Consider the following 14,820-nt stretch of genomic DNA (forward strand, 5'->3'; position numbering starts at 1 on the left):
GCTGAAACGTTTCAAGTCATTAGATTATGAAACCCATTATCCGTCTATTTTTTCTCCATCGTCCGTATCAGTGAAACTGAGTGACGTGGAGTTCACACAGTAACGCTCACCGGTCGTCTCCGGGGGACCATCAGGGAACACATGACCTAAATGGGCATCACAATGACCACATCGGATTTCGATCCGTCGCATATTGTGTGAATAATCATCCAGATAACGAATCGCGTCGATGGATACCGGTTGATCGAAACTCGGCCAACCACAGCCAGAATCATATTTCCGGTCAGAGTAGAACAACGGCTGCTGGCAACACAAGCAGTGATAAACGCCAGTTTGCTTGTTATGAAGAAACTTGCCTGAATATGCCGGTTCGGTGCCCCGCTGTTGTGTGACATAACGCTGCATTTCAGTCAGACGCTCCAGCGCAGGTTGAGAAGATGTATCTTTTGTCATGGCTTTCTCACAGAGACTTAAAGCATTATCTACCGATGTGGTTTTTAATTCTAACAAAAAATTAACACCTGAGTAGGCCATTTTGGCCTACACTATGACCCAATAGCAGGGCATAATTTTAATTGTGATCTCCGTCTCAATTATGTTTGTGATAGGTGTTCTATTGATGAGGTATTCCTCATATCATTGAGGCATATGATCTAGTTACACTGATCGCTGTTTTATCGTGCAAAGATTGTTCAGAGTTTTGACTTATAGCAACTATTGACACGATTCCGCTTGACGCTCAGTAAGGTTTTTGTAATTTTACAACCAACCTTTATTCACTAACCCATAGCTGGTGGAATATATGACTATTAAAGTAGGTATCAACGGATTTGGCCGCATCGGCCGTATTGTTTTCCGCGCTGCACAAGAACGTTCTGACATCGAAATCGTTGCTATCAACGATCTGTTAGATGCAGACTATATGGCTTACATGCTGAAGTATGACTCCACTCACGGTCGTTTTAACGGCACCGTTGAAGTGAAAGACGGCCATTTGGTAGTTAACGGCAAAACTATCCGTGTTACCGCTGAAAGAGATCCGGCTAACCTGAAATGGGGCGAAGTTGGCGTTGATGTCGTTGCTGAAGCAACCGGTATCTTCCTGACCGACGAAACTGCTCGTAAACACATTCAGGCTGGAGCCAAGAAAGTCGTTTTGACCGGTCCTTCCAAAGATGCTACCCCGATGTTTGTAATGGGTGTAAACCACAAATCTTATGCTGGACAGGACATCGTTTCCAACGCATCTTGCACGACTAACTGCTTGGCTCCGTTGGCAAAAGTTATCAATGACAATTTCGGTATCGTTGAAGCATTGATGACCACTGTTCATTCAACTACCGCTACTCAGAAAACAGTTGATGGCCCGTCTCACAAAGACTGGCGTGGTGGCCGTGGCGCGTCTCAGAACATCATTCCATCGTCTACCGGTGCAGCCAAAGCTGTAGGTAAGGTCATTCCTGAACTGAATGGCAAACTGACGGGTATGGCGTTCCGTGTACCGACCCCGAACGTATCTGTGGTTGACCTTACTGCCCGTCTGGCAAAACCGGCTTCTTACAAAGAAATCTGTGCGGCTATCAAGGCAGCTTCTGAAGGCGAACTGAAAGGCGTTATGGGCTACACGGAAGATGACGTGGTTTCTACCGACTTTAACGGTGAAAAACTGACATCTGTGTTCGATGCCAAAGCTGGTATTGCTTTGAGTGACACTTTTGTGAAGCTGATTTCCTGGTACGATAATGAAACTGGCTACTCCAATAAAGTTCTGGATCTGATCTCCCATATCTCTAAATAACCGGGTGATCGATAGATGAAAAAGGGCGACACCGTGTCGCCCTTTTTATTGTCTATAGAAAACCCCCAGCTAGGCTGGGGGTTCCGTAAAGCTTTCAGCTATAAGTCGGTTATAAAAACCCCTTTCGATTTGTTAAAACACCTTGCGGTCTGGCAACTGCAAAAGTTAAACAAAAAATTGAAAGGGGGTCCCATGGGGGACGAAAAGAGCTTAGCGCACACCCGATGGAACTGTAAATATCACATCGTTTTTGCGCCGAAGTACCGAAGGCAGGTGTTCTATGGAGAAAAGCGTAGGGCAATTGGCGGCATATTAAGAAAGTTGTGTGAATGGAAAAACGTGAACCTCGTGGAGGCAGAATGTTGTGTGGATCACATCCATATGCTTCTGGAGATCCCGCCGAAGATGAGTGTGTCGAGTTTTATGGGATACCTGAAGGGTAAGAGTAGCCTGATGGTTTATGAGCAATTTGGCGATTTGAAGTTTAAATACCGAAATCGAGAATTCTGGTGTCGAGGGTATTATGTAGATACGGTGGGAAAGAATACATCGAAGATACAAGAATACATAAAGCACCAATTGGAGCAAGATAAGTTGGGTGAGCAACTCTCGATCCCATATCCGGGTAGCCCGCTTACGGGCCGTAAGTAATCCATAGATGCAAATGTCAGATCGCGATGCGCCTGTTAGGGCGCGGCTGGTAACAGAGCCTTATAGGCGCATATGAAAAACCTCCGGCTATGCCGGAGGATATTTATTTGCTGGTTAGTAACAAACAACAAACGGGCAATATCATGAACGATAAAGTTTTCTCTCTCCCCATCCTTCAACAAATCACACCTACAATCAGTCAACGTCAGTTAGATCACCTACCGGTGATCGTGGTGGAACATCCGCAAGTTCGTGCTGCCATTACACTACAGGGTGCACACCTGATAAGCTGGCAACCGCAAGGAGAGCACCCGGTATTGTGGCTGAGCGACAATACACCGTTTACAGAGAATGTTGCCATCCGCGGCGGCATACCAATCTGTTTCCCCTGGTTTGGTCCAGTATCAGAACCGAATCATGGCTTTGCTCGTCTGCTGCCGTGGGAGTTCACATCTCACAGTGAAGATGAGAAAGGTGTTCACCTGGCATTCACTCTGCGTGATAATGCCAAAACACGCGAACAATGGCCGCATGAATTCACGCTCATTGCACGTTTCAATTTAGGGAAAGAGTGTCACATTGAATTGGAATCACATGGTGATTACAGCATTACCAGCGCGTTACATGCTTACTTCCAGATTGGTGACATCAAGCAGATCAGTATTAGCGGTCTGGGCGAGACGTTCATTGATAAGGTTAATCAAGGGAAGATAGCAACTCAGCAGGGCGATTTGCGCTTCACCGATCGCACCGATCGCATTTATACCCAGCCACAAGCAATCAGTAAAATTCACGATCCTGAATTGCATCGCACTATTGAGATACACCACACTCATCACAGTGATGTTGTGTCATGGAACCCAGGTGCAGAATTGTCCCACACTATCGCGGATATGACGGATGACGGTTATAAAACATTTGTCTGTGTGGAAACTGCACGCATCAACCAGCCGTTTACCGCGACGACACATACGCCAGCCAGGTTATCGACGACCATTAAGATCAAAAAGTAGCCTACGTATTACGTCTATGGCTGGCAGATACCAGCCATATTTCTCGGTTACACCACGTCCAGCATTTGCTTGTGTGATAGTGCAGGGAAAGCCTTGTCCAACAAGGCAATATCTTCCGTGCTCAATGTTACCAACAGTACCTTTGCGTTTTCTTTTACATGTACTTCTGAGCTGGCTTTAGGAATGGCGATTACTCCATGCTGGCGAATCACCCAAGCCAATAGTACTTGTGCTGCCGAAAGCCCATGTCGCCGCGCAACCGTCATCACTGCTGGCGCTTTCAATAAATCACATTTCAACTTTCCAGCCTGTGCCAACGGGCAATACGCCATGACCGGAACATGTCGTTGTTGACACCACGGTAATAAATCATACTCAATACCACGCGAAGCCAGATGATAAAGAACTTGGTCGGTCATGCACTGTTCACCGCCATTCAACGACCACAATTCCTGCATATCATCCACATCCAGATTGGATACACCCCAACGGCCAATTTTCCCGGCCTGCTGCAATTGCTCCATGGCAGCAATCGTATCCACCAGAGGAATATCGCCTCGCCAATGCAGCAGGTAGAGATCAATATATTCCGTCTGTAAGCGCTTCAGACTACGTTCACAAGCCGCTATGGCTTTCTCACCTCCCGCATTATGCGGATAAACCTTGGAAACCAGATACACCTGGTCGCGACGCCCTCGAATCGCTTCGCCTACGACGTCTTCGGCCCCGCCCTCTGCATACATTTCAGCAGTATCAATCAGTCGTAATCCCTGTTCTATTCCAACTCGCAGCGCCCTGACCTCTTCAGCTTTTTGCTGCGGGTTTTCTCCCATATACCAGGTTCCCTGACCGATAGCCGGCACACTCGAACCATCAGGAAATGTTACCGTTTTTACTGCCATAATTGTCGGGCCTCTTTCTACGTGGGCAACACTAAACTTCACGCACTGAAAGTATGCAAATAGAGTAACAGCGCCCCATTACTGTGCAACAAGCGCACAATAGGTGAGCAGAACGACTCAGAAAGTATAACTAACCCCTGCACCAAACAGCAGACTGTAGTTTTTATCTACTATCGGGCTATTTTTTACCTCATCAGCCAGATGAGTGTAACGGCTGGTTACCCACGCGTTCCATTTTTGACTGATTTTGTAGTTTGCTAGCAGTTCCACATAAGGAGACCAACTGTCATTCGGGTTATAGCTACTCAAGCCCGAACGTGCGGATTCACTATCAGAAACACCATAATAATAGCGGTTCTGATTCTTGCTGTCCCAAGTTACCCCGACACTAGGTGTTATGCTCCAGTCGTCCATGTTAAAACGATACAAATAGGCGAGATCCCCGGTAAGACCATTACTGTTATCCAACGTATCCCCTACCAATGACGTGCGTATTGTCCCCCAATCTTCATCATGCATATATGCAATACCGGCCATCAACGTACTACGGCGTCTATCTAACTTCTGTACTTGGGCATCACTACTATCGCTGGGCTTGAAACCAAAGGGAAAATAACTGGCAGTTAGCGAAAGTTTGTTCCGCTCATCATTCCATAGGTAATATCCCCCTCCCAAGCCATGAAAATAAAAATTTTCACTCTCATAAGAAAAAAATGGAAGGGGATCTACATGAGTATCGTCTCCCTTATATATCGAGTTTTCCCCGATAATCCCTCCCCCTAATGCGAATTCGCCCGCATAAGCAGAGGATGCAACTAACGTTCCGGTAACCAATACCGTTAAAAGTGATAGTTGACATTTTTTCACAGTTATCTGTTTCCTGTTCAGATTTGCATCGTATTAAGATTGAGTCGTTATCATTTCTGGCAGTTACCCGGTCAACCACTTCTAGCAGTTACTTGTCCAACCAGATTGGAGGCCGATACATAGTAACCACTTTATCTGTTAAAAACGATAACAATTCGAATGCACATGTTAGCTATGGCAAATGATATTATATGTAATGCTACTGAAGTGAGTCATTGAAATATCTTAAAAAATGTTGGGGGAATAGAGGAAATTTCACGGATGCAAACTACGCTTTAAACAGAAGGAGAAATTTTCCTTGAGTTCATGCTGTAAATTTATTATCACAGCACTCTGCACCACAAGTTGGCATAAGGGTTGCTGTACTCAGAGAGAGTTTCTTCTTTTGGGAGAGCCAACCATTATATAGGCCACATGCATTCCATTCGCTCTCTTACTCTGTGTTAATCGACGAAGGACGGGCATCGCTATGAACATATTTGATCACTACCGTCAGCGCTACGACGCTGCCAAAGATGAAGAGTTCACTCTGCAGGAATTTCTTGCCATCTGTCAGCAGGATCGCAGTGCGTATGCAAATGCTGCCGAACGGTTATTAATGGCCATTGGCGATCCAGTAATGGTGGACACCGCACAGGAATCGCGTCTGTCCCGCTTATTTTCTAACCGGGTGATTGCCCGATATCCTGCGTTTGAAGAATTCTATGGCATGGAGGAAGCGATTGAACAGATCGTGTCTTATCTCAGACATGCCTCACAGGGTTTGGAAGAGAAAAAACAGATTCTCTATTTGCTGGGTCCGGTTGGTGGGGGTAAATCATCCTTGGCGGAACGCCTAAAAGTACTGATGCAGCGAGTGCCAATTTATGTGCTCAGCGCCAATGGCGAACGGAGTCCGGTTAACGATCATCCGCTAAGTCTGTTTAATCCACAGGAAGACGCCTCTATTCTGGAAAAAGAGTACAACATTCCCCGTCGTTATCTCGGCACAATCATGTCCCCATGGGCAGCTAAACGCCTACAGGAGTTTGGCGGAGACGTTACCAAATTCCGTGTTGTTAAGGTCTGGCCGTCAATTCTGGGCCAACTGGCTATTGCCAAAACCGAACCTGGCGATGAAAACAATCAAGATATTTCAGCACTGGTCGGCAAAGTAGACATCCGTAAACTGGAACATTATGCCCAAAACGATCCCGATGCCTACGGGTATTCCGGTGCATTGTGCCGTGCCAACCAAGGCATAATGGAGTTCGTGGAAATGTTCAAAGCACCGATTAAAGTGCTGCATCCATTGTTGACTGCGACTCAGGAAGGCAACTATAACGGTACGGAAGGCATCGCGGCCCTGCCATTCAACGGTATTATTCTGGCCCACTCCAACGAATCCGAATGGGTACAATTCCGTAATAATAAAAACAATGAGGCCTTTCTTGACCGTGTTTATATCGTGAAAGTTCCTTATTGTCTGAGAGTGTCTGAAGAGGTCAAGATTTACGATAAGTTACTGAAAAACAGTGAATTATCAGACTCTCCTTGTGCACCTGGCACGCTGGAAATGCTGGCTCGTTTCTCCATATTGTCGCGACTTAAAGACCCGGAAAATTCCAGCCTTTATTCAAAAATGCGGGTCTATGATGGTGAAAGTCTGAAAGATACTGACCCGAAATCAAAATCGTATCAGGAATACCGTGACTATGCCGGTGTGGACGAGGGAATGACTGGCCTTTCCACCCGCTTCGCCTTCAAAATTCTTTCTCGAGTATTTAACTTCGATCACGGTGAAGTGGCAGCAAATCCAGTACATCTGTTTTATGTGTTAGAGCAACAGATTGAGCGTGAACAATTCCCACAAGATATAGCGGAAAAATATCTGGAGTATCTGAAAGGCTATCTGATTCCAAAATATGCGGAATTTATTGGCAAAGAAATTCAGACCGCCTATCTCGAATCCTACTCGGAATATGGACAAAACATTTTCGATCGCTATGTCACCTACGCCGACTTCTGGATTCAGGATCAAGAATACCGAGATCCAGATACCGGACAATTGTTTGATCGTGAATCGCTTAACGCCGAGCTGGAAAAAATCGAAAAACCGGCTGGTATCAGCAATCCAAAAGATTTTCGTAACGAAATTGTCAATTTTGTGCTGCGTGCCCGAGCCAACAACAATGGGCATAATCCAAACTGGACCAGCTATGAGAAATTGCGCACCGTCATTGAGAAAAAAATGTTCTCCAACACGGAAGAGTTGTTGCCGGTCATTTCGTTTAATACCAAAACCTCGACAGACGAACAGAAAAAACATGATGACTTCGTTGACCGCATGATGGAAAAAGGCTACACCCGGAAACAGGTTCGCTTGTTGTGCGAATGGTATCTGCGTGTGAGGAAGTCGTCTTGATGCAGCATATCGCCAGGCAACATCGTTTGGGGGAATCATGGCCTATTTCATTGATCGACGGCTAAACGGAAAAAACAAAAGCGCGGTTAACCGCCAGCGCTTTTTACGCCGTTACAAGTCGCAAATAAAACAGTCGATTTCCGAGGCCATCAACAAGCGTTCGGTAACCGATATAGATAACGGGGAATCCATCTCGATTCCTAATGCAGATATCAGCGAGCCGACGTTCCATCAAGGCCAGGGGGGCGTGCGCCATCGTGTCCATCCAGGCAATGACCACTTTGTCGAGAATGACAAGATCGAGCGGCCGCCGAGCGGAGGTGGCAGCGGTTCTGGTCAGGGGGACGCCAGCCAGGACGGTGAAGGACAAGATGAATTTGTCTTTCAGATTTCAAAAGATGAATATCTTGACCTGTTGTTTGAGGATCTGGCTCTACCAAACTTGAAAAAAAACCAGCACCAACAGTTGACTGAATATAAAACACATCGGGCAGGCTACACCGCCAATGGGGTTCCTGCCAATATCAGCGTGGTGCGTTCACTGCAAAACTCCCTCGCCCGTCGAATGGCAATGACTGCTGGGAAACGCCGTGAACTGCATCAACGGGAAGAAGACCTCGCGTTACTGGAAAATACCGAGCCAGTGCAATTATTGGAAGAAGAACGCCTGCGTAAGGAAATTGCCGAACTACGTAAACGTATTGACAGAGTGCCATTTATTGACAGCTTTGATCTACGTTACAAAAACTATGAGCGACGACCCGAACCTTCGAGCCAGGCCGTCATGTTCTGTCTGATGGATGTGTCAGGGTCAATGGACCAGGCAACAAAAGATATCGCCAAGCGCTTTTATATTCTGCTGTACCTGTTCCTCAGCAGAACCTATAAAAATGTTGAGGTGATATATATTCGCCACCATACTCAGGCCAAAGAGGTCGACGAGCAGGAATTTTTCTACTCACAGGAAACCGGGGGCACAATTGTCTCCAGCGCCCTGAAATTGATGGAGGAAGTGGTAAAAGAACGTTACGACCCTGCACAGTGGAACATTTATGCAGCACAAGCTTCAGATGGCGACAATTGGGCTGATGACTCACCACTATGCCATGATCTGTTGGCTACCCATCTGCTGCCAATAGTACGGTACTACAGCTATATAGAGATTACTCGCCGTTCTCATCAAACCTTGTGGCGAGAATATGAACTGCTGCGGGATAAATTCGATAACTTTGCCATGCAACATATCCGCGATCAGGCTGATATCTACCCAGTGTTCCGGGAATTGTTCCATAAACAAACAGTTGAAAAATAATCAGTTATCAGCCAGCATTGGATCGTGCTGGCTGACCATCTCTCAATTATTCATCTCAGTTTAATCATTCTTTAACCAAGCGACTTGTGTTTTATCTTTCAATACGTCTTTAGCCTATTGCAGGTAGCGCATAAAATCGCCGGTCAGCGCAACATGGGAAGATTAGGCATAACGGGAAAATGATAGGTCATCTGATTCAATATCCGGCGTTTTTTCAGAGATAATATCCGCCAAGAGCTGCCCTGAGCCACAGGCCATGGTCCATCCCAATGTACCGTGACCCGTATTTAGATACAGATTTTGCAGCGGCGAACGTCCAACCAGCGGAGTACCATCTGGAGTCATCGGTCGCAGACCAGTCCAAAACGTTGCCTGCTCTATCGATCCGCAATGAGGGTATAGATCGCGGACCACCATCTCCAGCGTTTCACGCCGTTTAGGATTCAGCGAAAGATCAAACCCAGAGATCTCTGCCATACCCCCGACACGAATACGTTGATCAAAACGGGTAATCGCGACTTTATAGGTTTCATCCAGTACAGTAGAAACCGGAGCACTCGCTTCATCCGTTAACGGAATAGTCAAAGAGTAACCTTTCAAAGGATAGACCGGAATTTTGAACCACTGCTGCAGTAAATTGGCAGAATAAGAACCACATGCCACGACATAAGCATCAGCAGTGATTTTTTCGCCATCGCATTGCACACCGGTAACCCGCTGCCCCGCTACCTCCAGGTACTGGACAGTATGACCGAAACGAAACGTTACGCCTGCCCCCGCCGCCATCTGCGCCAATTGTTTGGTAAACAGCTGGCAGTCACCGGTTTCGTCATGAGGCAAGCGCAATCCCCCGGTCAGACGGTGACTGACACCGGCCAAAGCAGGCTCTACTGTTATCAGTTCGGATGTCTCCAGCAATTGATAGGGAACGCCTGCATCCTGCAACACCGCGATATCACGGTAAGCGTTCTCATATTGCTGCTGGGTACGAAACAACTGCAATGTCCCGCCCTGCCGGCCTTCATAATGAATAGCTGTTTTTTCACGTAATACCTGCAGGCAATCACGACTGTATTCCGCCAGTCGGACCATCCGAGCCTTATTAATCTTGTAATGCGAAGTGTCACAGTTGAGCAACATTTGCCACATCCAACGCAATTGTTCTGTCGAAAAATCGGGACGAATAGCCAATGGTGCATGGCGTTGAAACAACCATTTTATCGCTTTAATCGGTATACCCGGCGCAGCCCAGGGGGCAGAGTAACCGGGAGAAATCTGTCCGGCGTTACCGGCACTGGTTTCCTGTGCTGGTTCTGGTTGCCGGTCAACAACAGTGACCTCGTGCCCTGCCTGTGTTAGATACCAGGCCGAACTGACACCAACAACACCACTCCCTAAAATAACCACCTTCATCGTTACTTATCTCCCCACCCTTTGCTTTTTTGCCGCGAAATCTGCTGAATAAAGGCTCTAATACTGGAATAAAAGACTACTTTAGCATTTAGATAATAATTGTCATCAATTGCAGATATAGTTTTTATCTATTATGAGAGGCAGTAGACTGGACGTATGATTGAGTATCGATCCTAACTTGCTTTTTCTGCCAAGCTACCGATTTACCATCATTTTTCCCAGATTGAACTACGATTTAGTTATGTCGGCACGATAATGTGATGACAGCAATTGTGAGGGGCGCACTGATGGCTATAACGATTGATGATCGGATACAAAACCCACAACGTCTGAATGATGGACCTGACTGGACGTTCGATTTATTGCAAATCTATCTGGATGAGATAGATCGGGTAGCCAAACTGTACCGGTTGGATACCTATCCCCACCAAATTGAAGTAATCACCTCCGAACAAATGATGGACGCCTATTCCAGTATTGGGATGCCCATCAATTATGCACACTGGTCATTTGGTAAGAAATTTATTGAAACAGAACAGCGCTACAAGCATGGTCAGCAAGGGCTAGCGTATGAAATCGTTATCAACTCTGATCCTTGCATCGCCTACCTGATGGAAGAAAATACCATGACAATGCAAGCGTTGGTAATAGCCCATGCCTGTTATGGACACAATTCTTTCTTCAAAGGAAATTATCTGTTTCGTAGTTGGACCGATGCCAGTTCAATCATTGATTACTTAATATTTGCCCGTCAGTATATTGCACAGTGTGAAGAGCGTTATGGTGTTGATGAAGTCGAACGGCTATTAGATTCTTGCCATGCATTGATGAGCTACGGTGTTGACCGCTACAAACGTCCACAAAAGATCTCACTGGAAGAGGAAAAGTCACGTCAAAAAAGCCGTGAAGCTTACCTGCAAAGTCAGGTCAATGATTTGTGGAAGACGCTTCCACGCAAAGAGCAGGAAATCTCACCAGAAAAATCACGTCGTTTCCCATCCGAACCTCAGGAAAATCTGCTTTACTTTATGGAGAAAAATGCGCCGTTACTTGAACCATGGCAGCGTGAAATACTTCGTATCGTGCGGAAAATAAGCCAGTACTATTATCCGCAAAAACAAACACAGGTTATGAATGAAGGTTGGGCCACATTCTGGCACTACACCATCCTTAATCACCTCTATGATGAGGGGCGGGTATCTGATCGTTTTATGATGGAATTTCTGCACAGCCATACTAATGTCATTTACCAGCCGCCTTACAATAGCCCTTACTACAATGGTATTAATCCGTATGCATTGGGTTTTGCCATGTTCCAGGATATCAAACGCATCTGCCAGAATCCGACGGATGAAGATCGTTATTGGTTCCCGGATACTGCCGGCAAGGACTGGTTAGATACTCTGCACTTCGCCATGCAGAATTTTAAGGATGAAAGTTTCATCAGTCAGTTCCTGTCACCCAAGATAATGCGTGATTTCCGTCTGTTTACCGTATTGGATGACGACAACAACAATTACCTCGAAATTGCGGCAATCCATGATGAAAAAGGCTATCACAAAATTCGGCAGGAACTTTCTGCCCAATACAATCTGAGTAATATAGAACCTAATATTCAGATTTGGAATGTGGATTTACGAGGCAACCGTTCATTGACACTGCGCTACGTTCCACAGAACCGGGCTCCACTGGATAAAAGCGCGCATGAAGTGATGAAACACATATACCGACTGTGGGGGTTTGACGTTTATATGGAGCAAATGAACGAGGATGGCAATATCGAACTGTTAGAACGCTGTCCGCCTCGGAATAATTCGCTATAGCTAGTTTGCGTTATATTAACGTACACAACGATAAACGGGGAGTCTGCAGTGCAGATTCCCCGTTATTATTGCCTTCTGACGACTATCGATGACCTTCCGCCAGATCGTGTGGGATGGCACTCTGCATACTGTGCCAAATCACACTGCTTTCCTTGCCATAATGACGAACTGTCTCTAATACTTGCTCATAAAGCCCATCATGGCACATGGCATCCAACCGACGATAGAATGCCAACGCCAGCTTACGCGCATCCGGGTTAGAGAAATAGTAACGCCCAACGCGTAAATACATCCCTTTTAATCCATTCAGAATTAGCCCATATATCGGATTGCCGGAAGCAAATGCCAGCCCACGGAAAATATTGTAATCCAGTTCAGCGACAGCATCAGCGCTATCATTTACTGATTCAACTGGCTTAAGAACTTCCTGAGCTTGCGCTGGATTAATCCTCAGTGCCGTGCGAATAAAAATGCCGGCGATATTGGTACGAACAGCTAACAGATTGTCGATCAATTGTGGAACGCTGTCGTGATCCAGTCGAGCCAGTGTTTCAAGAATATTGAGACCTGACGTTTCCCAAAAGTTATTGATTTTTGTTGGCTTACCGTGCCGAATTGTTAACCAGCCATCACGCGACAACCGCTGCAATACTTCACGCAGCGTAGTACGTGTCACGCCAATCAGTTCGGAAAGCTCCCTTTCTGCCGGCAGAATGGACCCAGGAGGAAATCGATTATTCCATATACTTTCAATAATATACTCTTCCGCGAATCCCGCCGGACTTTGCGCCTTTATAACCATAAGTTTATATTCCGTAGCGATGTTTACCAATGAAAGTCAACATCATCATACCAAACGAACTCTTCAGCACATAGCATACAGGACTTTAAAAGACAAATTCGACATAAAAACTGTGATTAAAGACAATTCCATTCAAACAAACAGGGATATACTTTCCGTTCTGATATAAATTTCTTCAAATACAATTTATATTGTTAAACAATTTTAACGGTAAGGGAAAAAACACGACAATGTTGGACATACCTGTTCACAGTATTCTCCTCAAGAATTTTTTAGGTAAATCACCAGACTGGTACAAACTCGCCATACTGCTGTTTCTCGTTATAAACCCATTGCTGTTCTTTTTTGTCAGTACTTTCGCTGCCGGGTGGTTACTCGTCATCGAATTTATTTTCACTCTGGCCATGGCATTAAAATGTTACCCCTTGCAACCAGGCGGATTACTGGCACTGGAAGCGATATTCATTGGCATGACCAACCCAGACCAAGTGTGGCATGAAGTCACTGGCAACATTGAAGTTTTATTATTGTTAGTATTCATGGTTGCCGGCATCTACTTCATGAAACAGCTGTTGCTGTTTGTGTTTACCCGCTTACTACTAAATATCCATTCAAAAATTGGGTTATCTCTTGCCTTCTGTATTGCGGCAGCGTTTCTTTCCGCATTTCTGGATGCATTGACCGTGATTGCGGTTATTATTAGCGTAGCAGTTGGTTTTTATGATATTTATCATCGATTTGCCTCAAGTCAGGGTGAGTACACGGATATCAATGATGATAGCGGCCTGACAGAAGAGGCGCATAAACAATCACTAGAACAGTTCCGCAGCTTCCTACGCAGCCTGTTGATGCATGCCGGTGTTGGCACAGCATTGGGAGGAGTGATGACCATGGTAGGCGAACCGCAAAACCTGATTATTGCCAAAAGCGCGGGTTGGGATTTCGTCAGTTTCTTTCTGCGGATGACCCCTGTTACCATGCCAGTATTCTTATCCGGCATTCTGATTTGTGTTCTGGTTGAACGCTTTAAGCTGTTTGGGTACGGCAGTACATTGCCCGCCATTGTGCGCAATGTGCTGCAAGACTATGACCGGGAAGCAACAGCCAAACGTACGTCACAGGATCGTGCTCGTCTGGTAATACAGGCTCTCATTGGCATCTGGTTGATTATCGCGCTGGCGTTTCATTTTGCTGAAGTAGGATTAATCGGCCTATCGGTGATTATCCTTGCCACTTCTCTCGGCGGCATCACAGAAGAACATGCTATTGGGAAAGCCTTCCAGGATGCGCTACCTTTTACCGCCCTGCTGACAGTCTTTTTTACTATTGTGGCAGTGATCATTGATCAGCATTTGTTTAGCCCTATCATTAATTTTGTCTTGCGATCATCTTCCAGTTCACAGATGACGCTGTTTTATCTGTTCAATGGTCTACTGTCATCTATTTCAGATAACGTGTTTGTGGGTTCGGTTTATATCAATGAAGCGCGGCACGCCTACGAGCAAGGAAGCATTTCTCTGCGACAGTTTGAATTGTTGGCCGTGGCCATTAATACCGGGACCAATCTACCTTCAGTGGCAACACCAAATGGTCAGGCAGCATTTCTGTTTCTGTTGACATCTACACTGGCCCCCTTGATTCGGCTCTCTTATGGCCGAATGGTTTGGATGGCGCTACCTTATGCCATAACGATGACACTGGTCGGTTTGCTGTGCGTCGAGTATACACTGGTCCCACTTACCGATATCTTTTTGAAATTGCAATGGATTACCTATCCGACAATTCCTTTATCAGTCGGTCATTAATCCAGATAAGTTGTATATAGTATGGGGTAG

12 protein-coding genes are annotated in these 14,820 nt (G+C 45.8%); 7 read left to right on the forward strand and 5 right to left on the reverse strand.

The genetic code is table 11. The annotated features are described in order from the left end of the window. Positions 1-36: 36 nt before the first annotated feature. Positions 37-453, reverse strand: coding sequence for a peptide-methionine (R)-S-oxide reductase MsrB (msrB, locus tag RS889_RS11640; protein ID WP_315710862.1), 417 nt, complete (start codon positions 451-453; stop codon positions 37-39). 349 nt (positions 454-802) lie between these two features. On the opposite strand from msrB, the gene gapA reads away from it, so the two are divergent. The 3 genes from gapA to RS889_RS11655 all read left to right on the forward strand — a co-directional run bounded on the left by gapA (position 803) and on the right by RS889_RS11655 (position 3,462). Further along, positions 803-1,798, forward strand: coding sequence for a glyceraldehyde-3-phosphate dehydrogenase (gapA, locus tag RS889_RS11645; RefSeq protein ID WP_021015929.1), 996 nt, complete (start codon positions 803-805; stop codon positions 1,796-1,798). Between the two features lie 192 nt (positions 1,799-1,990). Beyond that, positions 1,991-2,449 carry an IS200/IS605 family transposase gene (gene tnpA, locus RS889_RS11650; RefSeq protein WP_315711024.1) on the forward strand — a complete coding sequence of 153 codons (459 nt, stop codon included), beginning with the start codon at positions 1,991-1,993 and terminating at the stop codon, positions 2,447-2,449. Positions 2,450-2,592: 143 nt separating this feature from the next. Beyond that, the gene (locus tag RS889_RS11655) at positions 2,593-3,462 is read left to right on the forward strand and encodes a D-hexose-6-phosphate mutarotase (protein ID WP_021015928.1); all 870 of its coding nucleotides are present in this window, start codon (positions 2,593-2,595) and stop codon (positions 3,460-3,462) included. Between the two features lie 47 nt (positions 3,463-3,509). Here RS889_RS11655 and RS889_RS11660 read toward each other — a convergent pair whose 3' ends face one another. Both RS889_RS11660 and RS889_RS11665 read right to left on the reverse strand, forming a co-directional pair. Then, the gene (locus RS889_RS11660) at positions 3,510-4,364 is read right to left on the reverse strand and encodes an aldo/keto reductase (protein WP_315710864.1); all 855 of its coding nucleotides are present in this window, start codon (positions 4,362-4,364) and stop codon (positions 3,510-3,512) included. Positions 4,365-4,481: 117 nt separating this feature from the next. Further along, entirely contained in the window at positions 4,482-5,231 is a 750-nt protein-coding gene (locus tag RS889_RS11665; RefSeq protein WP_315707384.1) for a MipA/OmpV family protein, read from the reverse strand. 469 nt (positions 5,232-5,700) lie between these two features. On the opposite strand from RS889_RS11665, the gene RS889_RS11670 reads away from it, so the two are divergent. Together RS889_RS11670 and RS889_RS11675 are read left to right on the forward strand one after the other, a co-directional pair. Then, a complete protein-coding gene (locus RS889_RS11670; protein WP_021015925.1) occupies positions 5,701-7,635 on the forward strand; it encodes a PrkA family serine protein kinase in 1,935 nt (644 codons plus the stop codon). 37 nt (positions 7,636-7,672) lie between these two features. Continuing rightward, positions 7,673-8,947, forward strand: coding sequence for a YeaH/YhbH family protein (locus RS889_RS11675; protein ID WP_315707385.1), 1,275 nt, complete (start codon positions 7,673-7,675; stop codon positions 8,945-8,947). A gap of 162 nt (positions 8,948-9,109) precedes the next feature. On the opposite strand, the gene RS889_RS11680 is transcribed toward RS889_RS11675, so the two are convergent. Then, positions 9,110-10,360, reverse strand: coding sequence for a D-amino acid dehydrogenase (locus RS889_RS11680; protein WP_315707386.1), 1,251 nt, complete (start codon positions 10,358-10,360; stop codon positions 9,110-9,112). A gap of 287 nt (positions 10,361-10,647) precedes the next feature. Here RS889_RS11680 and RS889_RS11685 point away from each other — a divergent pair, with 287 nt between their 5' ends. Beyond that, entirely contained in the window at positions 10,648-12,183 is a 1,536-nt protein-coding gene (locus RS889_RS11685; protein WP_315707387.1) for a SpoVR family protein, read from the forward strand. Positions 12,184-12,265: 82 nt separating this feature from the next. On the opposite strand, the gene fadR is transcribed toward RS889_RS11685, so the two are convergent. Continuing rightward, positions 12,266-12,985, reverse strand: coding sequence for a fatty acid metabolism transcriptional regulator FadR (fadR, locus tag RS889_RS11690; RefSeq protein ID WP_021015921.1), 720 nt, complete (start codon positions 12,983-12,985; stop codon positions 12,266-12,268). Positions 12,986-13,215: 230 nt separating this feature from the next. Between fadR and nhaB the strand changes: the two genes are divergently transcribed. Next, positions 13,216-14,790, forward strand: coding sequence for a sodium/proton antiporter NhaB (gene nhaB / locus RS889_RS11695; protein WP_315707388.1), 1,575 nt, complete (start codon positions 13,216-13,218; stop codon positions 14,788-14,790). Positions 14,791-14,820 lie beyond the last annotated feature (30 nt).

Source organism: Brenneria uluponensis, assembly GCF_032395385.1.
Classification (GTDB): Bacteria; Pseudomonadota; Gammaproteobacteria; order Enterobacterales; family Enterobacteriaceae; genus Prodigiosinella; species Prodigiosinella aquatilis.